Annotated in this window: 27 protein-coding genes and 1 tRNA gene; 22 read left to right on the forward strand and 6 right to left on the reverse strand. The window is 70.2% G+C overall.

Annotation, left to right across the window (positions count from 1 at the left end; translation table 11 throughout):
* Nucleotides 1–18: 18 nt before the first annotated feature.
* Genes mfd through AB0E90_RS48885 form a run of 5 tightly spaced genes read left to right on the forward strand, consistent with a single transcriptional unit; the run spans nt 19 to nt 7,880 of the window.
* Nucleotides 19–3,642, forward strand: a complete 3,624-nt coding sequence (gene mfd / locus AB0E90_RS48865; RefSeq protein WP_360420208.1) for a transcription-repair coupling factor — start codon at nt 19–21, stop codon at nt 3,640–3,642.
* A gap of 56 nt (nt 3,643–3,698) precedes the next feature.
* Nucleotides 3,699–4,430, forward strand: coding sequence for a hypothetical protein (locus tag AB0E90_RS48870; protein ID WP_360420210.1), 732 nt, complete (start codon nt 3,699–3,701; stop codon nt 4,428–4,430).
* Nucleotides 4,431–4,438: 8 nt separating this feature from the next.
* Nucleotides 4,439–5,404, forward strand: a complete 966-nt coding sequence (locus AB0E90_RS48875; RefSeq protein WP_360420212.1) for a nucleoside triphosphate pyrophosphohydrolase — start codon at nt 4,439–4,441, stop codon at nt 5,402–5,404.
* A gap of 10 nt (nt 5,405–5,414) precedes the next feature.
* A complete protein-coding gene (locus AB0E90_RS48880; RefSeq protein ID WP_360420214.1) occupies nt 5,415–7,031 on the forward strand; it encodes a DUF885 domain-containing protein in 1,617 nt (538 codons plus the stop codon).
* A 36-nt stretch (nt 7,032–7,067) separates the two neighbouring features.
* Nucleotides 7,068–7,880: a DUF1206 domain-containing protein gene (locus AB0E90_RS48885; RefSeq protein ID WP_360420216.1), complete on the forward strand. Its 813-nt coding sequence runs from the start codon at nt 7,068–7,070 to the stop codon at nt 7,878–7,880.
* Between the two features lie 4 nt (nt 7,881–7,884).
* Here the strand turns inward: AB0E90_RS48885 and AB0E90_RS48890 are convergent, their stop codons facing one another.
* Nucleotides 7,885–8,565, reverse strand: coding sequence for a hypothetical protein (locus AB0E90_RS48890; protein ID WP_360420218.1), 681 nt, complete (start codon nt 8,563–8,565; stop codon nt 7,885–7,887).
* Between the two features lie 72 nt (nt 8,566–8,637).
* Entirely contained in the window at nt 8,638–9,270 is a 633-nt protein-coding gene (locus AB0E90_RS48895) for a hypothetical protein (protein ID WP_360420220.1), read from the reverse strand.
* Between the two features lie 165 nt (nt 9,271–9,435).
* Between AB0E90_RS48895 and eno the strand changes: the two genes are divergently transcribed.
* The 7 genes from eno (at nt 9,436) to AB0E90_RS48930 (ending at nt 14,609) form a co-directional block, all read left to right on the forward strand.
* Nucleotides 9,436–10,719, forward strand: coding sequence for a phosphopyruvate hydratase (eno, locus tag AB0E90_RS48900; protein WP_360420222.1), 1,284 nt, complete (start codon nt 9,436–9,438; stop codon nt 10,717–10,719).
* A 76-nt stretch (nt 10,720–10,795) separates the two neighbouring features.
* Nucleotides 10,796–11,353 carry a septum formation initiator family protein gene (locus AB0E90_RS48905; RefSeq protein WP_360420224.1) on the forward strand — a complete coding sequence of 186 codons (558 nt, stop codon included), beginning with the start codon at nt 10,796–10,798 and terminating at the stop codon, nt 11,351–11,353.
* 1 nt (nt 11,354) lies between these two features.
* Complete coding sequence (locus AB0E90_RS48910; RefSeq protein ID WP_360420228.1) at nt 11,355–11,861, forward strand: DUF501 domain-containing protein; 507 nt, start codon at nt 11,355–11,357, stop codon at nt 11,859–11,861.
* Nucleotides 11,862–12,356: an amino-acid N-acetyltransferase gene (locus AB0E90_RS48915; protein WP_360420230.1), complete on the forward strand. Its 495-nt coding sequence runs from the start codon at nt 11,862–11,864 to the stop codon at nt 12,354–12,356. It abuts the gene before it with no gap.
* A complete protein-coding gene (locus AB0E90_RS48920; protein WP_360420232.1) occupies nt 12,353–13,258 on the forward strand; it encodes a Ppx/GppA phosphatase family protein in 906 nt (301 codons plus the stop codon). Before AB0E90_RS48915 ends, AB0E90_RS48920 begins: the two co-directional genes overlap by 4 nt.
* 62 nt (nt 13,259–13,320) lie before the next feature.
* The gene (locus AB0E90_RS48925) at nt 13,321–13,650 is read left to right on the forward strand and encodes a PadR family transcriptional regulator (RefSeq protein ID WP_360420234.1); all 330 of its coding nucleotides are present in this window, start codon (nt 13,321–13,323) and stop codon (nt 13,648–13,650) included.
* The gene (locus tag AB0E90_RS48930) at nt 13,647–14,609 is read left to right on the forward strand and encodes a hypothetical protein (protein ID WP_360420236.1); all 963 of its coding nucleotides are present in this window, start codon (nt 13,647–13,649) and stop codon (nt 14,607–14,609) included. Before AB0E90_RS48925 ends, AB0E90_RS48930 begins: the two co-directional genes overlap by 4 nt.
* On the opposite strand, the gene AB0E90_RS48935 is transcribed toward AB0E90_RS48930, so the two are convergent.
* Together AB0E90_RS48935 and AB0E90_RS48940 are read right to left on the reverse strand one after the other, a co-directional pair.
* A complete protein-coding gene (locus AB0E90_RS48935) occupies nt 14,606–15,265 on the reverse strand; it encodes a GNAT family N-acetyltransferase (RefSeq protein WP_360420266.1) in 660 nt (219 codons plus the stop codon). The genes AB0E90_RS48930 and AB0E90_RS48935 overlap by 4 nt on opposite strands.
* A gap of 7 nt (nt 15,266–15,272) precedes the next feature.
* Nucleotides 15,273–15,452 carry a hypothetical protein gene (locus tag AB0E90_RS48940; protein WP_360420238.1) on the reverse strand — a complete coding sequence of 60 codons (180 nt, stop codon included), beginning with the start codon at nt 15,450–15,452 and terminating at the stop codon, nt 15,273–15,275.
* Nucleotides 15,453–15,760: 308 nt separating this feature from the next.
* Between AB0E90_RS48940 and AB0E90_RS48945 the strand changes: the two genes are divergently transcribed.
* The 10 genes from AB0E90_RS48945 to AB0E90_RS48990 all read left to right on the forward strand — a co-directional run bounded on the left by AB0E90_RS48945 (nt 15,761) and on the right by AB0E90_RS48990 (nt 23,330).
* A complete protein-coding gene (locus tag AB0E90_RS48945; RefSeq protein WP_360420240.1) occupies nt 15,761–16,384 on the forward strand; it encodes a DUF5753 domain-containing protein in 624 nt (207 codons plus the stop codon).
* A complete protein-coding gene (locus AB0E90_RS48950; RefSeq protein ID WP_360420242.1) occupies nt 16,372–16,581 on the forward strand; it encodes a DUF397 domain-containing protein in 210 nt (69 codons plus the stop codon). The genes AB0E90_RS48945 and AB0E90_RS48950 overlap by 13 nt, the downstream gene beginning before the upstream one ends.
* Before the next feature lie 179 nt (nt 16,582–16,760).
* Nucleotides 16,761–17,513 carry a uracil-DNA glycosylase gene (locus tag AB0E90_RS48955; RefSeq protein ID WP_360420244.1) on the forward strand — a complete coding sequence of 251 codons (753 nt, stop codon included), beginning with the start codon at nt 16,761–16,763 and terminating at the stop codon, nt 17,511–17,513.
* A gap of 43 nt (nt 17,514–17,556) precedes the next feature.
* Nucleotides 17,557–18,249 carry a DUF4129 domain-containing protein gene (locus AB0E90_RS48960; protein ID WP_360420246.1) on the forward strand — a complete coding sequence of 231 codons (693 nt, stop codon included), beginning with the start codon at nt 17,557–17,559 and terminating at the stop codon, nt 18,247–18,249.
* The gene (locus tag AB0E90_RS48965) at nt 18,246–18,824 is read left to right on the forward strand and encodes a hypothetical protein (protein WP_360420248.1); all 579 of its coding nucleotides are present in this window, start codon (nt 18,246–18,248) and stop codon (nt 18,822–18,824) included. The genes AB0E90_RS48960 and AB0E90_RS48965 overlap by 4 nt, the downstream gene beginning before the upstream one ends.
* Nucleotides 18,821–19,813: a MoxR family ATPase gene (locus AB0E90_RS48970; protein WP_360420250.1), complete on the forward strand. Its 993-nt coding sequence runs from the start codon at nt 18,821–18,823 to the stop codon at nt 19,811–19,813. The genes AB0E90_RS48965 and AB0E90_RS48970 overlap by 4 nt, the downstream gene beginning before the upstream one ends.
* A complete protein-coding gene (locus tag AB0E90_RS48975) occupies nt 19,806–21,170 on the forward strand; it encodes a DUF58 domain-containing protein (protein WP_360420252.1) in 1,365 nt (454 codons plus the stop codon). The genes AB0E90_RS48970 and AB0E90_RS48975 overlap by 8 nt, the downstream gene beginning before the upstream one ends.
* Nucleotides 21,170–21,733, forward strand: a complete 564-nt coding sequence (locus AB0E90_RS48980) for a hypothetical protein (RefSeq protein WP_360420254.1) — start codon at nt 21,170–21,172, stop codon at nt 21,731–21,733. The genes AB0E90_RS48975 and AB0E90_RS48980 overlap by 1 nt, the downstream gene beginning before the upstream one ends.
* Nucleotides 21,734–21,831: 98 nt before the next feature.
* Nucleotides 21,832–23,202, forward strand: coding sequence for an NAD(P)/FAD-dependent oxidoreductase (locus AB0E90_RS48985; RefSeq protein ID WP_360420256.1), 1,371 nt, complete (start codon nt 21,832–21,834; stop codon nt 23,200–23,202).
* Nucleotides 23,203–23,247: 45 nt separating this feature from the next.
* Nucleotides 23,248–23,330, forward strand: a tRNA-Leu gene (locus AB0E90_RS48990).
* 716 nt (nt 23,331–24,046) lie between these two features.
* On the opposite strand, the gene AB0E90_RS48995 is transcribed toward AB0E90_RS48990, so the two are convergent.
* Nucleotides 24,047–24,433 (reverse strand): hypothetical protein, encoded by a 387-nt coding sequence (locus tag AB0E90_RS48995; RefSeq protein WP_360420258.1) that lies wholly within the window; start codon nt 24,431–24,433, stop codon nt 24,047–24,049.
* On the reverse strand, nt 24,430–25,233 hold the full coding sequence (locus AB0E90_RS49000) for an SAM-dependent methyltransferase (RefSeq protein WP_360420260.1): 804 nt from the start codon (nt 25,231–25,233) through the stop codon (nt 24,430–24,432). The genes AB0E90_RS48995 and AB0E90_RS49000 overlap by 4 nt, the downstream gene beginning before the upstream one ends.
* Between the last annotated feature and the right edge of the window lie 345 nt (nt 25,234–25,578).

Consider the following 25,578-nt stretch of genomic DNA (forward strand, 5'->3'; position numbering starts at 1 on the left):
GTGCTTGGAGCAGACGGCATGCAGCTCTCCGGATTGATTCCCGCGGCTCTTCGCGACCGAGGGCTCGCTCGCGCGCGCGATTTGGCGCGTAAAGGCTTCGTGGATTCCGACTCGCTCGACCTGACCGCACCGGCATCGCTGCGGCCGTTCGTGGTCGCCGCCGTGGCCGGGGCGGCCGACCTCGGCGGCGCCGGGCGGCCGGTGCTCGCCGTGACCGCCACCAGCCGTGAGGCCGACGACCTGGCCGACGCGCTCGGTTGCCTGATCAGCCCCGACCGGGTCGCGGTCTTCCCGTCGTGGGAGACGCTGCCGCACGAGCGGCTCTCGCCGCGCTCCGACACCGTCGGGCGCCGCCTCGCCGTGCTGCGCCGCCTCGCCCACCCCGGCGACCAGCCCGTGCAGGTGATCGTGGCCCCGGTGCGCAGCGTGCTGCAGCCGCAGCTCAAGGGCCTCGGCGACCTCGAGCCGGTGGAGCTGGTCACCGGCGGTGCGGCCGACCTCGAGACGGTGTCGCGGCGGCTGGCCGACATGGCCTACGCCCGGGTCGACCTCGTCACCAAGCGCGGTGAGTTCGCGGTCCGCGGCGGCATCCTCGACGTCTTCCCACCGACCGACGAGCACCCGTCCCGGGTCGAGTTCTGGGGCGACGAGGTCGAGGAGATCCGCACCTTCTCCGTCGCCGACCAGCGCACGATCGACCCGGTGACCCGGCTGTGGGCGCCGCCCTGCCGGGAGTTGCTGCTGACCCCCGACGTGCGGGCGCGGGCGGCGGAGCTTTCAGCCGCGCACCCGGAGCTGGGCGAGATCCTCGACAAGCTGGCCGAGGGCATCCCGGTCGAGGGCATGGAGTCGCTGGCCCCGGCTCTGCTCGACGGCACCGACAGCATGGAGCTGCTGCTCGACTGCATGCCGGCCGGCACCCACGTGCTGCTGTGCGACCCGGAGCGCATCCGCACCCGGGCGCACGACCTCACGCGTACATCCGATGAATTTCTCGAGGCCTCCTGGGCCGCGGCCGCCGTCGGTGGCCAGGCGCCGGTCGACGTCGGCGCCGCGGCATTCAAGACCCTTGCTGACGTGCGCGCTCATGCCGCCACGTTGTCGCAACCGTGGTGGGCCGTTTCGCCGTTCGGCCTGGCCGAGGCGGAGGAACCGGCCGCCGACGACAAGCCGTGGCTCGACTCGGCGGCGCCGGTGGAGGTGTCGCCGGACCTCGGCGACGCCATCGCTCTGGGCGCTCAGCCGGTGCCTCTCTATCACGGCGACACCGCGCGGCTGACCGCCGATCTGACCGAGTGGGTGGGCCTCGGCTGGGCGGTCGCGCTGATCTTCGAGGGCCACGGCACCGCGCAGCGGGCCACCGAGGTGCTGCGCGACGCCGGCGTCGGGGTGACCCCGGTCGACTCGATCGAGAAGGGCATCGAGGCGGGCCAGGTGCTGATCACCTGCGGCGGCCTCAACCACGGTTTCGTCGACGCCTCGTCGCGGCTCGCGGTCATCACCGGCAACGACATCAGCGGTGGCCGCGGCGCCTCCACGAAGGACATGCGGCGGATGCCGTCCCGGCGGCGCAACACGATCGACCCGCTCGAGCTGAAGCCGGGCGACCACGTGGTGCACGAGCAGCACGGCATCGGAAAATACGTCGAGCTGGTGCAGCGCACCGTCAACGGCGCCGACCGCGAATACCTGGTGATCGAGTACGCGCCGTCCAAGCGCGGCCAGCCCGGCGACCGCCTCTACGTGCCGACCGACCAGCTCGACCAGCTGTCCCGCTATGTCGGCGGCGAGCAGCCGACGCTGCACAAGATGGGCGGCAGCGAATGGCAGAAGAGCAAGGCGCGCGCCCGCAAGGCGGTCCGCGAGATCGCCGCGCAGCTCATCCAGTTGTACGCGGCGCGCCAGGCCTCGAAGGGCCACGCGTTCGGCCCCGACAGCCCCTGGCAGCGCGAGCTGGAAGACGCCTTCCCCTACACCGAGACCCCCGACCAGCTGTCCGCGATCTCCGAGGTCAAGCACGACATGGAGCTGGCCGTCCCGATGGACAGGCTGATCTGCGGTGACGTCGGTTACGGCAAGACCGAGATCGCCGTGCGGGCCGCGTTCAAGGCGGTGCAGGACGGCAAGCAGGTCGCCGTGCTGGTGCCCACCACGCTGCTGGCGCAGCAGCACTTCAACACGTTCACCGAGCGGATGAACCAGTTCCCGGTGCAGATCAAGCAGCTGTCCCGCTTCCAGACCCCGAAGGAAGCCCAGCTGACGCTGGAAAACGCCGCGGAGGGTACGGCGGACATCGTGATCGGCACGCACCGGCTGCTGTCCAAGTCGACCAAGTTCAAAAACCTCGGCCTGATCATCGTGGACGAGGAGCAGCGCTTCGGCGTCGAGCACAAGGAGCAGCTCAAGGCCCTGCGCGCCTCGGTCGACGTGCTGACCATGTCGGCGACCCCGATCCCGCGGACCCTGGAGATGGCGATCACCGGCATCCGCGAGATGTCCACCATCGCCACCCCGCCCGAGGAGCGGCACCCGGTGCTCACCTTCGTCGGCGCGCAGGACGACAAGCAGGTGGCCGCGGCTATCCACCGCGAGCTGCTGCGCGACGGCCAGGTGTTCTACCTGCACAACCGGGTCGAGTCGATCGACCGGGCCGCCCGCAAGCTGCGCGAGCTGGTTCCCGAGGCCCGGGTCGCGCTCGCCCACGGCCAGATGAGCGAGGAGCAGCTGGAAAAGGTGATGGTCGGCTTCTGGGAGAAGGAGTTCGACGTCCTGGTCTGCACCACGATCGTCGAGTCCGGCATCGACATCCCGAACGCCAACACCCTGATCGTCGAGCGGGCCGACCTGCTCGGCCTGGCCCAGCTGCACCAGATCCGCGGCCGGGTGGGCCGCGGTCGCGAGCGGGCGTATTCCTACTTCCTCTACCCCCGCGAGAAGCCGCTGACCGAGCACGCCCACGAGCGGCTGGCCACCATCGCCCAGCACACCGAGCTGGGCGCGGGCATGTATGTGGCGATGAAAGACCTCGAGATCCGCGGCGCCGGCAACCTGCTCGGCGGCGAGCAGTCCGGGCACATCGAGGGCGTCGGCTTCGACCTGTACGTCCGCATGGTCGGCGAGGCCGTGCAGGCCTTCAAGGGCGAGCGCCCCGAGGAGGAGCCCGAGGTCAAGATCGACCTGCCGATCGACGCCCACCTGCCGGTGGAATACATCGCGGTGGAGCGCCTGCGCCTGGAGATGTATAGGAAGCTGGCCGAGGCGCGCGACGACAAGCAGCTCGACGAGGTGGTCGCCGAGATGACCGACCGTTACGGCGAACCGCCGACCCAGGTGGCCAACCTGATCGCGGTCGCCCGGTTCCGTCAGGTGGCCCGAGCCTACGGCCTGACCGACGTGTCCGTGCAGGGCAAGCACCTGCGCTTCTCGCCGCTGCCGCTGCCGGATTCCAAGCAGATGCGGCTGAAGCGCTACCACCCGGATTCGGTCTACAAAACCGCCAACGATCAGGTGAGCGTCCCCCGCCCGGCGACCCGCCGGATGGGCGGCGAGCCGCTGCGCGACCTGGCCCTGCTCCAGTGGTGCGCCCAACTGCTGAAGGACGTGCTGGGCGAGGTCCCGGTCAAGGCGGCGGTCGGCGGTTGATCCGGTTTTCCGGGGGTCGGCGGCGTGGGTCACAGCGGGCGTGAGAGAGTCAGGCCATGCAGCGTGCTCGCCGACTCGCATCCGTCGCCGTCGTCGCGTCACTGGCCGTGGCCGGGCTTTCCGCCTGCCGCTCCGAGCCGTCCGTGGCCGCCTACCTCGGTGACAACCGCCTGACCGAGTCCCGGGTGCAGGGCGTCTACGACCAGGCGCACGACGCGGTCGTCGCGGCCGCTGCCAAGTCTCCGGCCGGCGCGGCGGCGACCATGCCGATCACCCGTAACGACGTGGTGCGCACGCTGGTGAGCGCGGACGTGCTGGCCCAGGTGGCCAAGCAGCAGAATGTGTCGCTGCCGGCCGACCTGACGCTCGACGACTACGCCAGCTCGCTGCACGTGCCGGCCACCACCGAGTTCGTCCAGCTCTACGCTCAGGCCGACACCTACGTGCGCCTGCTGCGGCAGGGCGTCAAGGACGCCCCGGCGATCACCGACGCCGACCTGCGCGAGGTCTTCGACGTGCTGGCGGCCAACGGCCAGGTGCAGGAGGGCGCGACGTTCGAGCAGTTCAAGTCGAGCCTGCAGGACTCGAACGTGCAGCTGGTGCAGGGCGCCGCCGCGGTCCGCAAGGAGATCGCCGCGGTCACCGACAAGCTGGACATCAAGGTCAACCCGCGTTACCAGCCGCTCGGCATCCCGGTCCTGCAGTTCCAGACGCAGAACGGCGACGTGCGCCCGCTGGTGTCGGTGCCGCTGGGCAGCGACGACACCGCGCCGGTCAGCGCCTCCTAAAGCGCCCCGTGACCGCGAGGATCATCCTTCTCGTCACCTCGCCGCGCCTGCCGGCCGGTCTGCTCACCGCCGCCGCCTGGGACGTCGTCCGGCAGTTTCCGGTGTTCACCGCGGCCGAGTCGGAGCAGGCTGACGCTCTGCGCCATGCGGGCGTCGAGGTCGTGGTGATGGACCCGGATCCCGAGCGCCTTTTGTCGGAAATGTCGGGCAAGGGGGCGGTCGTCTGGCTCTCCGGACCGGCCGGTGATCAAGACTTCGCCCGGCAACTGGGCCTGCGCCTCACCCGCGAACCCGACCTGGCCGAGCTGGAGCTGATGTACGGCTCGTGGGACCCGCCCGGCGCCCGCCTGCTCGACGCGGTGGCCGTGATGGACCGCCTGGCCTCCCCGGGCGGTGACCCCTGGAAGCGCGCCCAGACCCACCGCACCCTGGCCCAGTACTTGCTGGAGGAGGCCTACGAGGCGTTCGACGCGATCGAGGCCGACGACCCGGACGCCCTCCGCGAGGAGCTCGGCGACGTGCTTCTCCAGGTGGTGCTGCACGCCCGCCTGGCGCAGGAGCTGCCGGACGGCGCGGCGTGGGGCATCGACGACGTGGCCGGCGGCCTGGTCGAGAAGATGGTCCGTCGCAACCCGCACGTGTTCGCGGGCGAGGACATCACCGACCTGGACGAGATCACCGCCAACTGGGAGCGGATCAAGAAGGCCGAGAAGTCCCGTGACTCCGCGCTCGACGGCATCGCGCTCGGCCAGCCCGCCCTGTCGCTGGCGGCCAAGATTCTCCAGCGGGCCGAGCGGCCCGGCCTCGACGTGCCGCTGCCGGCCGGTGACGACCTCGGCCCGGCGTTGCTGCGGGTGGTCGCCGAGGCCCGCGCCGCCGGAGTGGACGCCGAAGCCGAATTGCGGCGCGTGACATTGATATACGCGGACGCGGTGCGGAGCGCCGAGCAGAAAGATGTCGGACCGGCCGAGTAGTTTTCTCGGCATGCCGGAGTTCGTTCCGCTCGCCGAGAGCATCGTCGACGCCGTCCTGCAGCACGACCCGGGCCTTGCCACCGAGGTCGGCGACCATCGTTACGACGACCGCATACCCGACCTGTCCCCGGGCGCGGTCGCCGACCGGGTGAGCATGCTGCGCGATGCCGCCGACGCGCTGTCCGGCATCGACCCCGACGCCTTCGGCCCGGAAGACCAGGCCGACCACGCGATTCTCGCGGCCATCGTCGAGCGCAACCTCTTCGAGCTGGCCGACGTGCGCGAGCACGAGTGGAACCCGTTGCACCACAACCCGGGCCCGATGCTGCACGCGCTGATCGCCCGCCAGTTCGCGCCGGCCGAGGAGCGCCTGGCCAGCCTCGGCGGCCGGCTCGCGGCGATCCCCGACGCGCTGGCCACCGCCCGGGCGGTGCTGCGCGACGTGCCCCGCATCCACGCCGAGACGGCGGTCGGCCAGTTCGCCGGCACCGCCGCGCTGATCCGTGACGAGCTGCCGGCACTGGTCGCGCAGGAGCCGGGCATGCGCCCCGCGGTCGAGCCGGCCGCCGCCGCGGCCCTCGACGCGCTGGCCGAGTTCGACGGCTGGCTGCGCGCCCGCCTCGAGGGCGGTGAGCCGGGCCGCGACCCGCGCCTGGGCCGCCCGCTGTGGGAGGCGCGGCTCTGGCACACCCTCGACACCGAGCTGCCCGCGGCCGAGGTGCTGTCCCGCGCCCGGCAGCGGCTCGACCTGGTCGGGGAGCAGTTGCGGGCGGCCGCTGCCGAGCTGGTGGGCGGCCCGGAGAGCGACGAGACGGTGCGCCGCGCGCTCGACACGCTCGCCGCCGAGCACCCCGACGACGCCACCATCGTCGACCTCGCCAAGGTCACGATGGCGGAGGCGACCGCGTTCGTCCGCGAGCACGACCTGATGACGCTGATCGACGACCCGCTGGTGATCGAGGAGATGCCCGAGTTCGCCCGGGGCGTCGCGGTGGCCTATTGCGATCCGCCCGGCCCGCTCGAGACCGCCGAGCTGCCCACGTTCTACTGCATCTCGCCGACCCCGGCGGCCTGGTCGCCGGAGCGGGTGGAGTCGTTCTACCGTGAGTACAACTCGCACATGATCCGCGACCTGACCGTCCACGAGGCGATGCCCGGCCATTTCCTGCAGCTGGCGCACGCCCGCCGGTTCCGGGCCGAGACGAGGGTGCGCTCGCTCGGCTGGTCCGGCCCGTTCGTCGAGGGCTGGGCGACCTACGCCGAGGAGCTGATGGCCTCCTTCGGCTTCGGCGGCCTGCCGGTGCGCCTCCAGCAGCTGAAGATGCAGCTGCGGATGAGCCTCAACGCGGTCATCGACCAGTTGGTCCACTGCGAGGACCTGCCCGAGGCCGAGGCGATGGCGATGATGACCGGGCGCGGCTTCCAGGAGGAGGGCGAGGCGGCCGGCAAGTGGCGTCGCGCCCTGCTCACGTCGACCCAGCTGAGTACGTATTTCGTGGGTTACACCGAGGTGGCCGAGATCGCCGCGGCCCGCCCCTTCGGCGCCACCCCGAAGGCGTGGCACGACGCGATGCTGGCGCACGGCTCGCCGCCGCCGCGCCACTTGCGCACCCTGCTGGGCGTCTAGGTTTCGTAAATAGATCCACCGGTCAAGGAGGGCGCCGTGGCCTCCTTGACCTCGCACGCCCACAAAGCTGCCGACAACCCCTGGCTCGAGCGTCTGACTCGAGCCGGGCTGGTCGGCTACGGCGTACTCCACCTGCTGTTCGCCTGGCTGGTGTTGCGCATCGCGTTCGGTGGTGCCCCCGCCGACGGCGATCAGTCCGGAGCGCTGCACGCGCTCGCCGCGAAGCCGTTCGGGTCGGCGCTCATCGTCATCCTGGTGATCGGCCTGACCGCCATGGTCGTCTGGCAGATCTTCGAGGCGTCGATCGGCCACCGCGGCGAGCGGGGCCGCCATCGCGTCTACGAGCGGCTGGCGTCGGCCGGCCGGGCCGCCTTCTACACCTACCTCGCGTGGACCGGCATCAAGGTCCTGCGCGGCAAGAACAAGTCGACGGCCGACCTGCAGGAGGAGGCCAGCCAGGACCTCATGGTGTCCTCCGGCGGCCGGCTGACGGTGGCGGTGATCGGCGTGCTGGTCGCCGCCATCGGAGCCGGCCTGGCTGTCTACGGGCTCACCCGGAAGTTCGAGAAGCACCTGATGACGTCGCGGATGACCGCCCAGGTGCGCGACCTGATCCGCCGACTGGGTGAGATCGGTTACACCGCCAAGGGCGCCGCCTACGGGACCGCGGGCGTGCTGCTGGTGATGGCGGCGGTCACCTACGACTCCGACAAGGCCCGCGGCCTCGATGCGGCGCTGCGCGCCATGGCCGCCCAGACCTACGGCACCTGGATGCTCGTGATCACGGCCGTGGGCATCGCCGCGTACGGCCTGTTCTCGGTGGTCCAGGCCCGTTACCGCAAGGTTTGACGGGCTAGCGGGTGCGCTTGTCGGTCACCTGCGCGGCGGCGGGGAGGATGAGGTTCTCCGGTTCGGCCTTCTCGCCGTACGCGGTCAGGGCCTGCTCGTAGCGCGTGCCCGCGATGGTGGCGGTGAAGCTGCCCAGCGCGCCCTCGTTGGTGACGCAGATGCCGAACTCGGCGGTCGGCGTGCCGTCGACCTGCTTCAGATCGAGGCAGGTGGCGTGCCGCCCGGCGATCGTGGTGTCGTGCGGGGTGGCCTCGACCTCCTGGTCGAGCGCGGCCGTGTTGAGCAGCGCGAGCGCCGCCTCCGGGGTGACCAGCGTGCTGCCGGTGAGCGGCAGGGCGGTGGCCGGCGACGGATCGGTCTCGGTGCACTTCAGAGCGGCGGGAGAACCTTCGCAGCGGATGGTGCCGGTGGTTTCCTCGACGAGCCGGCCGCCGGGGTAGACATACGCCGTCCGGGTGGGTTTCTGCGCCTGCGTCACGGTCGCGGTGTCGCCGCCGGCGAGCTGATAGGTCGCCGTGTACGTGAGACCCGTCACCCGCGCGAGCTGGGTGGCCATCTCCGACACCATGTCGTCCCGGCTGATGCCGGCGGCGCTGGCCTGTTCGAGCCCGGCGCAACCGGCCGAGCCGAGCAGCGCCACGGCCGTCGCGAGACCGACGGCAGTAAGGCGCAGACGCATGGGCACGACTGACACCCTTGCCTACGCCCGCAACCTCGCGCAAACGAGTATCAGGCTCATCTCAGTGGGGGCCGAGTCTCAGCGAGGCCCCGCGCCCCGGTTCCGGTTCATCAGCTGGTGCCGCATGATGTAGCGCCGGATCACCCGGGCCTGGGCCTCCTCCTGGTCGTCGAAGACCGCGACCATCTCCACCGACATCGGCCCGGCCACCGGAATCTGCTGGCGCATCGAGCTGACCTTGAACGCGGTGGCCGGGAACGACACCACCTCGCCCTCGACCCGAATACTCAGCGTCATCTCGTCGCCGGCGCGCAGGTCGATGTCGGTGAAGTGGGCACGCACCGCCCGCTCGCTCATGTCGTGCACCACACCGACCGCGTCATCGGCGTCGGCGCGGCTCATCACGACCGGTTCCCCGCCGCCGCCGCGCACGAACGAGCGGCTCTGCAGGATCGCCGGCCGGCCGGTGAAGCGGACCTCCACGCGGTTGCCGTCAACCGACACCACGAGCCCTTCCTGGGCGTAGCGGCCGCGCGGAGCCGCAGCCCAGCGCAGTTCTACCGGTGAATTCGCGGGCGGCACGTCGGCCAGCGCCAAGGAGAGTGTGATCACTGTCCCGGACGCCTGCAGCACCCGCACCTCAGGATGCGTTTCGCCGTATGAGGTCATCTCGATGAACGACCCGTTCGGCGGGAGACTCGAAGCGCTCATAGTGCCCGGGAGATCGGCACCAAAGTCCCGAACTTGAGCCATCGGTCGTAAGTTCACCGGCCGCGCGTACGGCGGTCACCACGCCCGGATACGCTCAGTGCCGTGGTCGGCCGCAGGGTCGCGGTCGGTGAACTGCAGCCTATGTGAAGAGGAGCGACACCACACATGGCCACCATTGAGGCGATCGTCGCCCGCGAGATTCTCGACTCCCGGGGCAACCCGACTGTCGAGGTCGAGGTCGGGCTGGACGACGGAACGGTCGGCCGCGCCGCGGTGCCCTCGGGCGCCTCGACCGGCGCATTTGAGGCGCTCGAGCTGCGTGACGGCGACAAGGGCCGCTACCTGGGCAAGGGCGTCGAGAAGGCCGTTGCCAACATCGAAGACAAGATCGCCGACGAGCTGATCGGCTACGAGGCGTCCGAGCAGCGCCTGATCGACCAGAAGATGCTCGACCTGGACGGCACGGCGGACAAGTCGGAGCTGGGCGCGAACGCGATTCTCGGCGTGTCCCTGGCGGTTGCCAAGGCCGCCGCGCTCTCCGCCGAGCTGCCCCTGTTCCGCTACATCGGCGGCCCCAACGCGGCTCTGCTGCCGGTGCCGATGATGAACATCCTGAACGGCGGTGCCCACGCCGACTCGAACGTCGACGTGCAGGAGTTCATGATCGCGCCGATCGGCGCGCCGACCTTCCGCGAGGCGCTGCGCACCGGCGCGGAGGTCTACCACGCGCTGAAGTCGGTGCTGAAGAAGAAGGGCCTGTCGACCGGCCTGGGCGACGAGGGTGGCTTCGCGCCCAGCCTGGCGGCGAACGCGGCCGCGCTCGACCTGATCGCCGAGGCGGTGAAGGCGGCCGGCTTCACGCTGGGCACCGACATCGTGCTGGCCATGGACGTGGCGGCGACGGAGTTCTACAAGGACGGTGCGTACGTCTTCGAGGGCTCGCCCAAGTCGACGGACGAGATGATCGCGTACTACGCGAAGCTCGCCGACGAATACCCGATCGTCTCGATCGAGGACCCGCTGGCCGAGGAAGATTGGGCCGGTTGGAGCGCGATGACCGGTCAGCTCGGCAACAAGATCCAGATCGTCGGCGACGACCTGTTCGTGACCAACCCGACCCGCATCGGCCGGGGCATCGCGGAAGAGGCCGCCAACTCGGTCCTCGTCAAGGTCAACCAGATCGGCTCGCTCACCGAGACGCTCGACGCGGTCGACCTGGCCCACCGGGCCGGCTTCAAGACGATGATGTCGCACCGTTCCGGTGAGACCGAGGACACCACGATCGCCGACCTCGCGGTCGCGGTCGGCAGTGGCCAGATCAAGACCGGCGCCCCGGCCCGTTCGGACCGTGTCGCCAAGTACAACCAGCTCCTGCGCATCGAGGAGCAGCTGGAAGGCGCGGCTCGGTACGCCGGCGCCGGTGCCTTCCCGCGTTACCGGGCCGCGTAACCCGCGACCGCACATCATGGATTTGTGGCACCCTCGATGGGGTGCCACAATCCATGACCTGAAGCGGGGGAGCAGGGTGACCACACAGCGACGCGCACCGAGCGGTCAGGGCCCGTCCCGCCGCCCCGGTTCGTCGCGGGTGCGCACGACCGGCTCGACCCGGGTGCAGACCCGCACGAGGGCGCGCCCCGCCCCGACCCGCCGCACGGTCAACGTGGGCACCAACCCGGCGAAACGCACGGCGGCTCCCCGGCCGCGCGCGCTGACCGGCCGCGCGACCGTCCTGATCGTGGTGTTCGTCGCGCTGGCCTTGGCGTACACGTATCCGCTCCGGGTCTATCTCGCTCAGAAGTCGCAGATCGCCCAGATGGAGGCCGATCAGGCGGCTCAGCGTCAGCTGATCACCAAAGATCAGCAGGAGCTGGCGAAGTGGAAGGACCCGGAATACCTCCGGGCCCAGGCCCGGCAGCGGCTCTCCTACGTGTTGCCGGGGGAGATCCCGCTGCTGGTGATCAACGACCCGGACGGCGCGGCCCGCGAGTCCGGCACGCAACCGGCCGCGGCCCCGGCCGACCGGTGGTACGACACGCTCTGGAACAGCGTAGAAGCTGCCGACATGGAGTCCGCTAACTGACATGGCAAGCCCTCCCCCCGAGGCCGACCTCGAGATCGTTGCGGCCCAGCTCGGCCGCGCACCCCGCGGGACCAGGGCGATCGCCCACCGCTGTCCCTGCGGCAACCCGGATGTGGTGGAGACCTCGCCCCGCCTGCCGGACGGCACTCCGTTCCCCACGCTCTTCTACCTGACCTGCCCGCATGCCACCGCCGCGTGCAGCCGCCTCGAGTCGGCCGGCGTGATGCGCGACATGCAGGAGCGGCTGTCGACCGATCCGGTGCTGGCCGAGCAGTACGCGAAGGCCGCCGAGGATTATCTGGCTCGCCGCACGGCCATCGAGGACGTGCCGGAGATCGCCAAGGTCGCGGCCGGCGGCATGCCGGACCGGGTCAAATGCCTCCATGTCCACCTGGGGCACGCCCTGGCGGCCGGGCGCGGCGTTAACCCCTTCGGCGATGAGGTCCGCGACGCGGTGGAGCCGTGGTGGGTGGACGGCCCCTGTGTAGCAATAAAAAAGGACGAATAGGTGGAAATCCGGCGGGCGCGGACCAGTGACATACGAGCCATCAGGGCTCTCGTGGACACCTACACCACCGACCGGCGCCTGCTCAGCAAGGCCACGGTCACGCTGTACGAGTCGGTCCAGGAGTTCTGGGTCGCCGTCGACGAGCGGGATCGCGTGCTCGGGTGTGGCGCCCTGCACGTCATGTGGGAAGACCTCGCCGAGATCCGTACGGTCGCGGTCGACCCGGCTTTCCGCGGCCGCAAGCTCGGCCACCAGATCGTCGCCCGCCTCCTCGATGTCGCCCGCGAGCTGGGCGTCCGTCGCGTCTTCTGCCTGACGTTCGAGACCAGCTTCTTCGGCTCGTTCGGCTTCACCGAGATCGACGGCGCGCCGGTCCCGCACACCGTCTACGAGCAACTGCTGCGTTCGTACGACGAGGGCGTCGCCGAATTCCTCGACCTCGAACGGGTCAAGCCCAACACCCTGGGGAACACGCGAATGCTGCTGAAGCTATGAGAGTCGCCGCGATCGACTGCGGGACCAACTCGATCCGGCTGCTCATCGCCGATGTCGCGGACGGAAAGATCACCGACATCGCCCGGCGGATGGAGATCGTCCGGCTCGGCGAGGGCGTCGACCGCACCGGCCGGCTTTCCGACGCGGCGCTGGCGCGCACGAAAAAGGCCCTCCAGGTGTACGCCGCGGAAGTCGCCGAACTCGGTATCGACCGGGTCCGGATGTGCGCGACTTCGGCGTCCCGCGACGCGTCCAACGCGGCCGACTTCCGCACGATGGTGCGCGGAGTGCTCGGCCTCGACCCCGAGGTGATCACCGGCGACGAGGAGGCGCGGCTCTCCTTCGCCGGCGCCGTGGCCGGGCTGGCGGCGGAGCCACCGTTCCTGATCTTCGACATCGGCGGCGGCTCGACCGAGTTCGTAACCGGCGCCGACGGCGTCGAGCACGCGATCTCGATGGACATCGGCTGCGTGCGGATGACCGAGCGGCACCTGCACTCCGATCCGCCCACGGCCGCGGAGATCGCCGCCGCCACGAGGGACATCACCGAGGCGGTCGACACGGCGCTGGCGGCGGTCCCCGGCCGCGACGCGAACACCCTGGTCGGTCTGGCCGGCACGGTCACCACGGTGACGGCTCTCGCGCAGGGCCTGCCGTCCTATGACCCGGCGCGGATCCACCACGCCCGGGTCAGCCGGGAAGCGGTCGCCAAGTTGACCGACGAACTGCTGGCCATGACCACCGCCGAGCGCCTCGCGCTGCCGGTCATGCACCCCGGCCGAGCCGACGTGATCGGCGGCGGCGCCCTGATCCTGAAGATCATCATGGAGCGGTCCGGTCAGGACGCGGTGATCGCCTCGGAGCACGACATCCTCGACGGAATCGCGTTCTCGCTCGCCTGAGTTGGACCATGGTCCTACCGCGCGCTTGACGGTACTTCGCAATGCGCACTACTGTGCGGCGCGTGGATACCACCCAGCTCCTCAAGGGAGTGCTGGATCTCGCCGTCCTGGCGGTCCTCCGCGACGAGGACGGCTACGGCTATGACATCCTGCGGCGACTGCGCTCGGCCGGCCTCGAGGATGTCGGCGACGCGTCCGTCTACGGCACGCTGCGGCGCCTGTTCAACGCCGGCCTCCTGAGCACCTATGTGGTGCCCAGCGACGAGGGCCCGCACCGCAAGTATTACGGGCTCAACCCGGCCGGCCGGGCCGAGTTGCAACGGTCCGGCAAGATCTGGCACGGGTTCGCATCCACCATGGACGATCTGTTGCGCGAGCGGGGAGCGGCGTGAACGAGATAGAGGCGTACGTCGAGGGCGTCCGGCAGGCCCTGACAGGCCTGTCCGCCGAGGTCCGCGAGGAAATGCTGGAAGACCTTCCGGAACACCTGGCGGAGGTCCTGGCCGAGGGTCCGGGCACGCTGGTCGAGCGATTGGGCACCCCGGAGGCGTACGCGTCGGAGCTGCGCGCCACCGCCGGCCTCGTCGGCGACTTCCCGGACCCGCCGGAGCCCCGCTTCCCGGAGCTGGCCGAGCTGCGCGACAACGCCCTGGCGATGCTGCGCGACGTCGACGTCCGGGTCGGCCCGGTGATCGGCTACGAGAAGGCCAGCGACTTCCTGCGGCTGCTGCGCCCGGCCTGGTGGGTGCTGCGCGGTTACCTGGCCGCGATGGCCATCGCTTTCCTGCTCGGCGCCAACCGCGGCAGCATGGGCCTGCTGCCCCGCATCGGCGACAACGACCTGGTCGCGCTGGTCCTGCTGACCGGCAGCGTGATCGTCTCGATCGTCCTGGGCCGGCGCAGCGCCGACCTGACCCGGATGCCCCGCTACGCCCTCCGCGCCGGCACCGCCTTCCTGATCATCTTCGCCTTCGCCGGTTTCGAGAGCGCGGACGGCGACGCCCGCAACGTCCCGTACAACGACGCGAACTACGACGCCGGCACCAGCGGCGGCAACCCCTACAGCAACGTCAACGACGTGTACGTCTACGACGGCCAGGGCCACCTGGTCACCGGCGCCCGCCTGTTCGACCAGGAGGGCAACCCGATCCAGTTGGGCAACAACTACTGCACGGACGAGGCCACCGGCGAGAGCTCGCGCTCGGTCAACCTGGGCTACCCGTACTGCCCCGCGAACGCCCCGTTCACCAACACCAACTCACGAGACGCGTCCGCGCCCGCCTCGGTGGCCCCGTCGTCGGTGGCCCCGTCGGCGTCCTCGCCATCGGTCGCGCCGAGTCCGTCGCGCTAGGCGGCTCCCGGGTCCGAGGGCGGCACGAGCAGGGCCTCGGACCCGACCGGCCGGAAGCCGGCGGCGTGAAACGACCGCACGGCCCGCGCGTTGCCGGGCGCCTGCTGCGACCACAGCATCTCCCCGGCCGGCGCCAGGTGCCGTGCGGCCACCGCGAGGGTGCGGCCGAGTCCACGATGGCGCTGGCCCGGCTCGACCTCGACGGCCATCTCCCAGCGCCCCGCCACCCCGCGCCCGAGAATGACCACGCCACCGTCCACCCGCCACACCCGCACGTCGTCCCGATGCTCCCGCGCCCGCCGAACCCGCGGATGCGCCACATCGGTGATTTCCTCGAGCGCGACCGGCGGTTCTCCCGGCAGCGCGGATGCGACGGTCAGCAGATCGATCGTCTCGGTCCGGCGCCCGGTCCGTTCCAGCAGCGCATGCAGAAAGCGCGGATTCATGGCCGCGGCCAGCGAATCGCAGTCGACCAGGGCAAGGGCGCCCCGCACCCACTCCGGATCCTCGTCGACAAACACCACGGAATGCCCGGTGAATGCCACCACTCCCGCATCTCGAGCACTGTGCTGCGGCACCACAGTGACCCCACCGTCGTCCGGCGGAAACCGCCCGTCGGCAGCGGCCTCGAGAATCCCCGCGAGCGTCTGTCCCATCCGCCCATTAGATCTGGCGGCGGCGAAGAACATCCCGCAGGTCATCGGGATAGAGCAGAAACACGATCGCCTGCCGGTCCGCCAGGTAACGCACGTCCCGCACGTCGAGCAGCAACTCTCCAAGATCGACGCGAACGTCCGCCTCCGGATGCCCCAGCAACATCTGCATCAGCTCAAGCCGGTCCACGGCCACCTCCCGCCAGCACAGCGCCCGCCGAACACCCACACCGCAACGTCGCCCCACATTGCGAACACCACCGACTCTTCACGCGAAAGCTGAATAGCCCGGCCAAGAATCCAACAAGCACCGCGCATATAACCGCCATCACCAATCCCATTCGAAGACCTCCAGCCACTCGTCCATTCGGCCTTCCCAGTCTGATGAGGACACCGATAGCCTCGGAAGTCTCGATGGACTTTCCTGATCCGGTCGTGTGGCGAATCATTCTCATGTGTGATTCCTGTGGCGACGGATCATGATTCGGTGGCGGGGGTGTGGAATGCCCGAAGACGTGGTTTCACCGTCGGAGCGGCATCGCGGGCTTCGACCGGTCACCGGTGTGGTTCCGCGATTGGCTGATCATCGAGCGCGAGGCGACGCTGATCCGCTGGTTCGAGCCACTGATCGTGCCCGGCCTCCTGCAGACGAAGGCCTACGCCCACGCGATCATCGCGGGCTCCGGCATGGTGGATGCCGCGGACGTCGATCTGATAGTGACGGCCCGACTGGACCGGCGGGATCTCCTCGCCGCACCAAAACCGCCCACCCTCATCGCGATCGTCGACGAGGGCGTGTTGCGGCGTTGCGTCGGATCGCCGGCGATCATGGCCGAGCAATGCCAATTTCTCCTGGAGGCAAGTGCTCACCCGCACATGCAGATCTATGTCGCTCCGTCATCTGCCGGCGTGCACGGGGGCCTCGGCGGAGCCTTCACGCTGGCCAAGGCGCGCGATTTCGACGCCGCGCATCTGGACAGCCCGCTGCACGCGCAGATAACCGGTCGGCGCGACGACATTGATAGTCTTACCCGCAGGTGGGAGGCAATCCGCGGGGAGTCGTTGCCCAGGGCGTTGTCTCTGGAACTGATCGAGGATGTGGCTAAGTCATGGCAGACCTGACGGGGGCCGTCTGGCGGAAGTCGACCCGCAGCGACAACGGCGGAAATTCGTGCGTCGAGGTGGCCGACAATCTCCCCGGCGTCGTCGGGGTCCGCGACAGCAAGGACCCTTCCGGGCCGGCGCTGATTCTTGGACCGGACGCCTGGCGGGCGTTCGTTAGCGGCGTCAAAGCCGGCAAGTTCCAGCTGCCCGAGTGATTCGACGCTGATGCCGCGGCGATATGAACTGAAATTTCCCCCATATGCCGCGCCGTCGGTGGCCCTGATCGCGATCTTGGTGACTTGGTGCGCCGTCCGAACGCTAAATCTCCAAGATCGAGTGGGGGCATCGCGTACCCGGGGGCGGGGCTGGGGCATGGGCGTGCTGTGCTGCCTGCGTGAGTTTGGGTGAGTGGGAATCCCGTACTGCTGAAGATGTTGTTGGCCGCGCTGCTGGGGCCGCCTCGCTTACGGTGCTGGACGCGGCGATTGCGGAATGCTTTGCCTGTCCGCGGCTGGTGGAGTGGCGGGAAGACGTTGCGCGGGTCAAGCGGGCCGCCTTCCGGGACCAGGAGTACTGGGGGCGCCCGATTCCGGGGTTCGGGAACGCGGACGCCAAGATCGGGATTCTCGGGCTGGCGCCGGCGGCGCACGGTGGGAACCGGACCGGGCGGCTGTTCACCGGGGATCGTTCGGGTGATGTTCTGTTTGCCGCGCTGCATCGGGCCGGGCTGGCCAATCAGGCTCTCAGCGTGTCGATCGACGATGGGCTGGCGCTGCGCGACACGCGGATCTTTCCGGCGGTGCGGTGTGCGCCGCCGGACAACAAGCCGACACCGCAGGAGCGGGACACCTGCGCGCCGTGGTTCCATCAGGAACTCCGGCTGATTCGGCCGACTTTGAAAGTTGTCGTGGCGCTGGGGGCATTTGCCTGGGCTGCGTGGTGGCCCGCGATGAGCGCGGTCTATCGGATCAAGGCGCCGGTGCCGCGGCCGAAATTTGGGCATGGTGCGCAGGTCAGCCTGCCGGGCGCGCCCACCCTTCTTGGCTGTTTTCACGTCAGCCAGCAGAACACCTTCACCGGACGGCTCACCCCGGTGATGCTCGACGACGTGTTCGACCGTGCGAAGAGGTTGGCGGGCCTGGCATGATTCGGGCACATCCGATACCGATCGTGGAACTGAGCCTGCGCTGATGGATCTCGCCGCTGTGCGACGCTGGTGGCCACTGGCCGCCGTCTTCGTGCTGCTCTTCTTCACTGCGCTGGCCGCCACCCGGTCGGCGCCGCAGCTCGACCAGATCAAGCCGGACGCGACGCCGACCCCGCCACCGCTGCTGCCCACCACGGCGGCGGGCGGGTCCCGGGCGCCGGAGCCGCCACCGGAGGCGGCGAAGGGGCTGCCCGAGTGGGTCGGCACGGCCGCGCTGGGGATTCTCGCCGTGGTGCTGGTGGTCGTGCTCGTTCTGGTGCTCTGGGCGGTGCTGCGCGACCAGGCCAAACGCCGGGTGCGCAAGGGCAAGAGAGGCACCGCCAAACAAACCGGCGCGCGTACGGCGGAGGAGCTCGTCGCCGCGCTCGACGCCGGCCTGGAGGAGCTGTCCGACAGCGACCGTGACCCGCGGCGTGCGGTGATCGCCTGCTGGGTGCGGCTGGAGCAGGCGGCGGCGGCCGCGGGCACGCCGCGCAACCCGGGGGACAGCCCGACCGACCTGGTCGGCCGCCTGTTGCAGGAGCAGCGGGTGGACGCGCAGGTGCTGGCCGCGCTGCTCGAGGTCTACCGCGAGGCGCGCTATGCCACGCACACCGTCGACAACCAGATGCGGCAGCAGGCGATCAGCGCGCTGGAGCGGCTGCGGGCCGACCTCGGGGCGGGGGTGCCCGCGTGAGTGATGGTGGGCTCGAGGAGCTGTTCAGTTTCCGCGACGAGCCGGTCGAAGAGGTGGCCGAGCCGGTCGCCAAGCCGAAATCGCGGGTCTGGTGGTTCGTCCGGCAGGCTCTGCTGATCGCCGGCGCGACCGTGGTGACCATCGCCGCGCTGCGGGCCGGTGGGCTGCACATCTCGGTGCTGCTCGTGGTGGCGTTCTTCATCGGACTGCGGGCGGTGCTCTGGGCGGTGTCCGAGGTGGCGCCGCCGGCTCTGCCCAAGCGGCGCCGCGGAAGCGACCGGGTCGATGACGGGCGGGCGCTGGATTCGCTGCGGGCCGCGGTGCGCCGCTGGGAGCGAAACCTGGACCGGGCGCACGAGGACGCGGATCTGTATGCGCGTAACGTTTTGCCGGTGCTGGCCGAGCTCGCCGACGAGCGACTGCGGCTGCGCCACGGCATCACCCGGGCATCCGACCCGAAGCGCGCGCGTGAGCTTTTGGGCGACCCGTTGTGGGCGGCCATGCACGATCGCGGGCGCCGCACGGCGAAGACCCGTGAACTGGAGACCTACGTGGATGCGTTGGAGCGACTGTGACGGAAAATGCCCTTCCCCCGTACGAGGTGGGCAGGTTGGCCGGTGCCGTCCTGGATTCGGTCGGCAGTGTCCTGGTCGGCAAACGGGACTCCCTCGAGCTGGTTCTCGCCGGCATCCTGGCCGGCGGCCACGTGCTGCTGGAGGACCTGCCGGGCCTGGGCAAGACGCTGACCGCCCGCTCGTTCGCGCAGGCGCTCGGCCTCGACTTCCGGCGGCTGCAGTTCACTCCCGACCTGCTGCCGGCCGACGTCACCGGCTCCTTCCTCTACGACCAGCGCAAGGGTGACTTCGCGTTCCGGGCCGGCCCGGTCTTCACCAACATGCTGCTCGCCGACGAGATCAACCGGACGCCACCGAAGACGCAGTCCGCGCTGCTCGAGGCCATGCAGGAGAAGCAGGTGTCGGTCGAGGGCGTGACCTACCGTCTCGACCCACCGTTCCACGTGCTGGCCACGGCCAACCCGATCGAGTACGAGGGCACCTACCCGCTCCCGGAGGCGCAGCTCGACCGGTTCCTGATCCGGGTGTCGTTCGGCTATCCGACCGCCGAGGAGGAGTGGGAGATCCTGCAGCGCCGCATGTCCCGCCGCCAGGAGGAGGCGTTCCTGCAGCCGGTGGTCAACGCCCAGGTGCTGCAGGCGATGCAGGCCGCGCTGGAGAGCGTCACGGTCGAGGACTCGATCGGCCGGTACATCGTCTCGCTCGCCTCGGCCACCCGCGAGCACGCGTCGGTGCTGGTCGGTTCGTCGCCGCGCGGCTCGCTGGCGCTGCTGCTGCTGGCCCGGGCGAGGGCCGCGATGGCGGGTCGCGACTTCGTGGTGCCCGAGGATGTCAAAGACGTGGCCATTCCCGCGCTCGCCCACCGGATCACGCTGCGGCCGGAGATGTGGCTGCGCCGCGTCGACCCGGCCTTCGTGGTGCAGGAGGTGCTGACCAGCGTGCCGGCACCGGCCAGCGGCGCCCTGCCGACCTACGCGCGGCATGACTGACCGTCCGTCCTTGCGGTACTCGGTGCCGCCGCCTCCGCCCGAGGTGGAGCCGATCTACGGGCCGGCCTGGGTGCCGACCCGGGCACTGGGCCGGTCGGTGCTGCTCACCGGCCTGTTCCTGCTGCTCGGGGTGGCGCTGGGCCGGGTCGACCTGGTGCTGCTGGGGGCGCCGTTCGCGATCGGCGCCGCGGCCGCGCTGCGCCGGATGCCGCGCTCCGCGCCCGAGCTGACCATCTCGACCGGCGACGAGCATGTCGTCGAGGGCGGGCACGTGGACGCCTCGGTGACCGTGACCAACCCCGACGTGATCTCGTACGACCTGGTCGTGCTCCGCACCCGCACCTCGCCGTGGCTGAAGTTGGAGCATTCCGACCGCCCGTTCGCGATCCGCGTCCCGCCGGACGGCTGGCACGCGGTGGAGCTGCCGGGCGACGCGAACCGCTGGGGCCGGCAGGACGTCGGCCCGGCCGCGGCCCGCGTCGCCGCCTGCGACGGCCTGCTGGCCTGCCGGCCGGTGGTGACGCCGGCGCGCGGGGTGCGGGTCTACCCGGTCACCGACCCGTTCAAGGCCACCGAGGCCATGCCGGCCGCCGCCGGTCTGGTCGGAAACCACCGATCGCGGCGGCCCGGCGAGGGCGGCGAGCTGGCCGGCGTTCGTCCGTTCGCGCCCGGCGACCGGCTGCGGCGCATCGACTGGCGGGTCTCCCTGCGCACCCGGGATCTGCACGTCGCCTCCACTCTGTCCGACCGGGACGCCGAGGTGCTGCTGCTGCTCGACGTGCTCGGCGAGGTGGGCCGCTCCGGCGGCGTGGCCGGCGGCGCGTCGGTGCTGGACACCACGGTCCGGGCCGCGGCCGCGATCGCCGAGCACTACCTGCAGCGCGGCGACCGGGTGTCGCTGCTGGAATACGGCGCGACCGCCCGCCGGCTGCGCCCGGCCACCGGCCGCCGGCAGTACCTGACCGCTCTGGAGTGGCTGCTCGACGTGCGCCCCGACCCGGTCGAGACGGACAACGACGACTACGCGAACGTCTTCGGCTTCCACACCGTGTCGTCGGACGCCCTGGTCATGGTGCTCACGCCGCTGGTCGACCCGCGCTCGGCCGACATGCTGGCCCAGCTCACCCGATCTGGCCGCTATGTGGTGGCGGTCGACACGCTGCCCCCGGGCATCGCGCCCAGCAACCGCGGCCAGTGGACGCCGCTGGCGACCCGGCTGTGGCGGATGGAGCGGGAAAATGTGCTGGGCCGGCTGCGCGAGCACGGCGTGCCGGTGGTGGCCTGGGCCGGTTCCGGCAGCCTTGACCTGGTGCTGCGTGACGTGGCCCGGCTCGCGTCAGCACCGCGGGGGCGTTGATGGCCGGCGCCTTCTCCTCGGCCGTGGCTGCCGCCCGCCTGGTCACCGCGCGAGCCACCGGAACGCCGTTCCTGGTGCGCTGCGGGGTAGGCATATCGGGGCTGCTGGCGATGCTGGTGGCCTGGCCGGTCTCGCTGCTCGGGACGCAATATTTCATTCCGCTCACCCTGCTGGCGGTCTATCCGGCGATCGTGCCGCGCGGCCGGGGCGCCACCCTGGCGGCGATGGCGGTGGTCGCCGGCTGGCTCATCGACACGACGGGTTACGGGGCGCCGGTGGAGCTGTGGCGGGTCCTGTCGATCGCCTCGCTGCTCTATCTCGGACACACGCTGACGGCGCTGGCTGCGGTTCTGCCCTACGACGGGGTGGTGAACCTGGACGTGGTGGGCGGCTGGCTGATGCGCGCGGCGGCCGTGCTGCTGGTCTCGGCCGTACTCACCGTGATCGCCCTGGCGCTCTCCGCGGACCTGGCCGGGGGTGCTTTCCTGGTGGCGACGCTGGTGGGCATCGCGGGCGCTGTGGGGGCAACTGTCCTGATCGCCCGGCTCTTGCGCAGAGCGTGAAATCTCTTGGAAATATGTGCTTCATGGCACTTGACAAATGGCTTTGGCGTACATCACAGAACAGCGCATGACGGCTCGGCGCGCGCCACAATCGATGGGTGAATCCTCAGCGCATCGTTGTCGTCGGAGCAGGCCACGTCGGGCTTTACGCCGCCCTGCGCCTCTCCAAGAAGATCAACCGGCGCCGCGCCGAGGTGGTCGTCATCGACCCGCAGCCGCACATGACGTACCAGCCGTTCCTCCCCGAGGCAGCGGCCGGCAACATCAGCCCGCGGCACTCGGTCGTCCCGCTCCGGCGTGAGCTCAGCAAGTGCCGCATCGTTTCCGGTGAGGTCACGAAGATCGAGCACGCCCGCAAGACGGTCACCATCCAGCCGATCGACGGCCCGTCCACCGAGATGGAGTACGACCACATCATCGTGGCGCCCGGCTCGGTCTCCCGGACTCTGCCGGTCCCCGGCCTGCGTGAGCACGGCATCGGGTTCAAGACCATCGGCGAGGCCATCTACCTGCGCAACCACATCATGGACCGGCTCGACGTCGCGGCGGTCACCCCCGATCCGGCCGTACGCAAGGCCTCGTTGACCTTTGTTTTCGTCGGCGGCGGTTTCGCCGGCATCGAGGCGCTCGCGGAGATGGAGGACGTCGTCCGCGACGCGCTGCGCTACTACCCTGACCTCGACCAGAAGGAGGTCCGGTTCGTCCTCGTCGAGGCGACCAACCGCATCCTTCCCGAGGTCGGCGCGAAGATGGGCGCGTACGCCGCCCGCGAGCTCGACAAGCGCGGCATCGACCTGCGCCTGGACACCCGGCTCGAGTCCTGCGTCGACGGCGAGATCGTGCTCAGCGACGGCGACCGGTTCCGCGCCGAGACCCTGGTCTGGACGGCCGGCGTCAAGCCGTCGCCGATGCTGGACCGCACCGACCTGCCGCGCGGCCCCCGTGGCCACGTCACCTGCCTGCCCACCCTCCAGATCGTGGATGGCGACCCAGAAGGTGGCGGGCAGGTGCTCGGCGGGGCGTGGTCGGCCGGCGACTGCGCCCAGGTCCCCGACCTGACCAACCCCGGCGCCTGGTGCTCGCCGAGCGCCCAGCACGCGGTCCGGCAGGCGAAGGTGCTTGCCGACAACATCCGCGAGGTGATCCTCGGCGGCGAGCCGAAGGAGTACCGGCACAAGTACGTCGGCAGCGTCGCCGGCCTCGGCCTGTACAAGGGCGTGGCGCACGTCTACGGCATCAAGGTCAAGGGCCTGCCCGCGTGGTTCATGCACCGCACATACCACATGAGCCGTATCCCGTCGTTCAACCGGAAAGTCCGGGTCGTCGCGGACTGGACGCTCGCTTTCGTGCTGCGACGCGAGACGATCGCGCTGGGCCAGCTGCACACCCCGCGTGAGGAGTTCACCCACGTGACCCCGGCGGTCAAGCTCCCGGAGGAGCGCGAAACAGTCGGGGCGGCGGCCCGCTAGGCCGATTCCACCGTCCGGGCGGCAACAGTTACGGTGTCACTGCCCGCCCGGGTGGTGGAATGGCAGACACGGCCGCCTTAAAAGCGGCTGCCTTACGAGGCGTGCGGGTTCGAGACCCGCCCCGGGCACCCTGAAGATCCGCACGAAGATCATCGGTCGTCGGTTGGGGTCCCTTGCGTGCCCCACAGGGGCCACGCAAGGGATGTTTAGTGCCGTCGTGGGCGCATCGGTCGCGACCATGCCGCCCAGAGCGGTGCGCCAGAAGATGATCGGTGCCGTGTCGTGAGCGGTCATCGGCGGGTCGCCCCGTGCCGACTGGCCGTGTTCGCACTTCATAAAGGCGTCGTTGCAGGCCTGTACGCGGCGTCGATATGGCCGTCGCGGGCCGATCCCTCCCCCCAACAGAGCCCCGTTGTTGGGCCGGGTTGGGTTCAGCGGTCACCGGCCAACAGCGCACCGACCTGCGCTGTTGACCGTGTTGGATCACGTCACCACGCCCAACACGGTCATGTGATCTGTTAGAGGTCCTGTTGGGTCGGTGTTGGGCGGCCTAGCCGTGACGGATGCCGCGTTGGGTGCCCAACCGCAGGCCTTGGCAGACAGGACATCAAATCGCTCGGCGGCCCCTGTCCGCGCGCGGGCGATCGCGTCGGCGTCCACTTGAGCGGGCCGCGTTCGCGCCCGACCGCACCATCTCTCGACCGCGGTGGGCAGCCAATGCTCGGCCGCCGAGCTGAGCCCGGCCCGCTGGCCGGCCCACGTGTCGGCCCGGCCCCGGCACCGTCCGGCCGGCTCCCGGCCGACCCTCCAGGCCCAACATCGCAGCTAGGAGCCGCCGTGCCAGCTACCTGACTAACCCGACTCTTCCCCACAGGGGAAGTCTCCCGACCGGGGATGTCGCGTCGGCACGGCCCTCGCCGTGGGTGCCGTAGCAGACGCGACAACCGGCGCGGAGGGCATCGGCCGGCTGCTCGCCGCTGGGGATGTAGCGATGTGGTCGGTAGTCGAGTCGTTCCACGGTGACCATGGGGACGATGCCGTCACGGATGATGTGAGCGGCCGTGACAGTGGCGAGGTGGTAGCCGGCCTCCGCGAAGCAGAAGTGGAACCGGTGGCTGTAGAAGTCGGTTTCCAGGACGGACGCCCTGACCGCCGGGAGCGCGGATCCCTCCACGCACTCAGGCACGTGGATGAGCACTGCGGGCGGGTAGTGCCTCCTGAACATCATCACTTGTAGGCCGCACCCCCGTACACCGAGACCTGCTCGGTCGGCGGCCGGTCGGTCTCAGGCCGCCATTCGCTGACGATCTGCAGTCCCGGGTCGACCATCGTCAGACCGTCGAAGAACGCCGCGACCCCGGCCTTGCTGCGCAGCGTGGTGTCCGTCTTGCCGACATGGCCGCCATCGGAGAGCGTCTCGATGATGCCGTGATCCATCAGGCCGTCGGTGGCGTGCGAGACGACCAGGTAGCTACCCGGTGCCATCGCGTCGACCAGGATCTTGACCGCCGCGCCCGCCGCCGAGTCGTCCGGCAGAAAATGCAGCACCGCGACCAGCAGTACGGCGATTGGCTGGGCCAGATCCAGGGTGCCGGTGAGGGTCTCGTCGGCCAAGATTGCCTGCGGCTCACGCAGATCCGCCTCGATGTACGCGGTCCTGCCCTCCGCGCAGCCGGTCAGCAGCGCCCGAGCGTGGACCATCACCAGCGGGTCGTTGTCCACGTAGACGATCCGGCACTGCGGTGCGATGCCTTGGGCGACCTGATGGGTGTTGCCCGCAGCTGGTAGCCCGGTGCCCACGTCGAGGAACTGCCGGATTCCCGCCTCCTCGACCAGATAGCGCACCACACGCCGCAGGAACATGCGGTTCTGCCGGGCCGAGGTCCGGATGTGCGGATAGATCTTCTCGATGGCGTCCCCCGACTCGCGGTCCGCGGCGAAGTTGTCCTTGCCGCCCAGCCAGTAGTCGTACCGGCGTGCTGGGTGCGCCTCGGACGCATCGATCGGCGCGGACAAACCGCTACTAGTCACAAGACACCTCTAGGCCGGAGAAGTCGGCCTCCCAGACGGCGGGCGCGGGTGGTGGACCAGCCATCAGCGGAAGGTCAGCGGGGACTTTTGGGCGCCGTGGCAGGCGGGTGCGGATCTCCCGGCCGCGGCAGTCCGAACCTACGAGGCCCGTATCGCCAACCGCCGGAATTGTCGCGGGCAGCACAAGGACCCGTCCGAAGATCGCGTGCCCTCACGTAGCTGGTGCCGGCTGAAGTTCGCATTCGAGCGAATGTCAGCGCTCACGTAATTCCCCCAAGAGGCCGCGGTGCGCTCACGTAATTCCCCTGGTCCGCGCTCGTTATGGACTACCGGGCCGCTCGTGGT

This window comes from Actinoplanes sp. NPDC026619 (assembly GCF_040638295.1).
Lineage (GTDB): Bacteria > Actinomycetota > Actinomycetes > Mycobacteriales > Micromonosporaceae > Actinoplanes.

Coding starts and splice junctions, on each gene's coding strand:
- AB0E90_RS48910 (WP_360420228.1), top strand. CDS start 11,355: ATGGCAAGCCCTCCCCCCGAGGCCGACCTCGAGATCGTTGCGGCCCAG.
- AB0E90_RS48960 (WP_360420246.1), top strand. CDS start 17,557: ATGGATCTCGCCGCTGTGCGACGCTGGTGGCCACTGGCCGCCGTCTTC.
- AB0E90_RS48880 (WP_360420214.1), top strand. CDS start 5,415: ATGCCGGAGTTCGTTCCGCTCGCCGAGAGCATCGTCGACGCCGTCCTG.
- AB0E90_RS48895 (WP_360420220.1), bottom strand. CDS start 9,270: ATGAGCGCTTCGAGTCTCCCGCCGAACGGGTCGTTCATCGAGATGACC.
- AB0E90_RS48870 (WP_360420210.1), top strand. CDS start 3,699: ATGCAGCGTGCTCGCCGACTCGCATCCGTCGCCGTCGTCGCGTCACTG.
- mfd (WP_360420208.1), top strand. CDS start 19: ATGCAGCTCTCCGGATTGATTCCCGCGGCTCTTCGCGACCGAGGGCTC.
- eno (WP_360420222.1), top strand. CDS start 9,436: ATGGCCACCATTGAGGCGATCGTCGCCCGCGAGATTCTCGACTCCCGG.
- AB0E90_RS48950 (WP_360420242.1), top strand. CDS start 16,372: ATGGCAGACCTGACGGGGGCCGTCTGGCGGAAGTCGACCCGCAGCGAC.
- AB0E90_RS48975 (WP_360420252.1), top strand. CDS start 19,806: ATGACTGACCGTCCGTCCTTGCGGTACTCGGTGCCGCCGCCTCCGCCC.
- AB0E90_RS48920 (WP_360420232.1), top strand. CDS start 12,353: ATGAGAGTCGCCGCGATCGACTGCGGGACCAACTCGATCCGGCTGCTC.
- AB0E90_RS48980 (WP_360420254.1), top strand. CDS start 21,170: ATGGCCGGCGCCTTCTCCTCGGCCGTGGCTGCCGCCCGCCTGGTCACC.
- AB0E90_RS48935 (WP_360420266.1), bottom strand. CDS start 15,265: ATGGGACAGACGCTCGCGGGGATTCTCGAGGCCGCTGCCGACGGGCGG.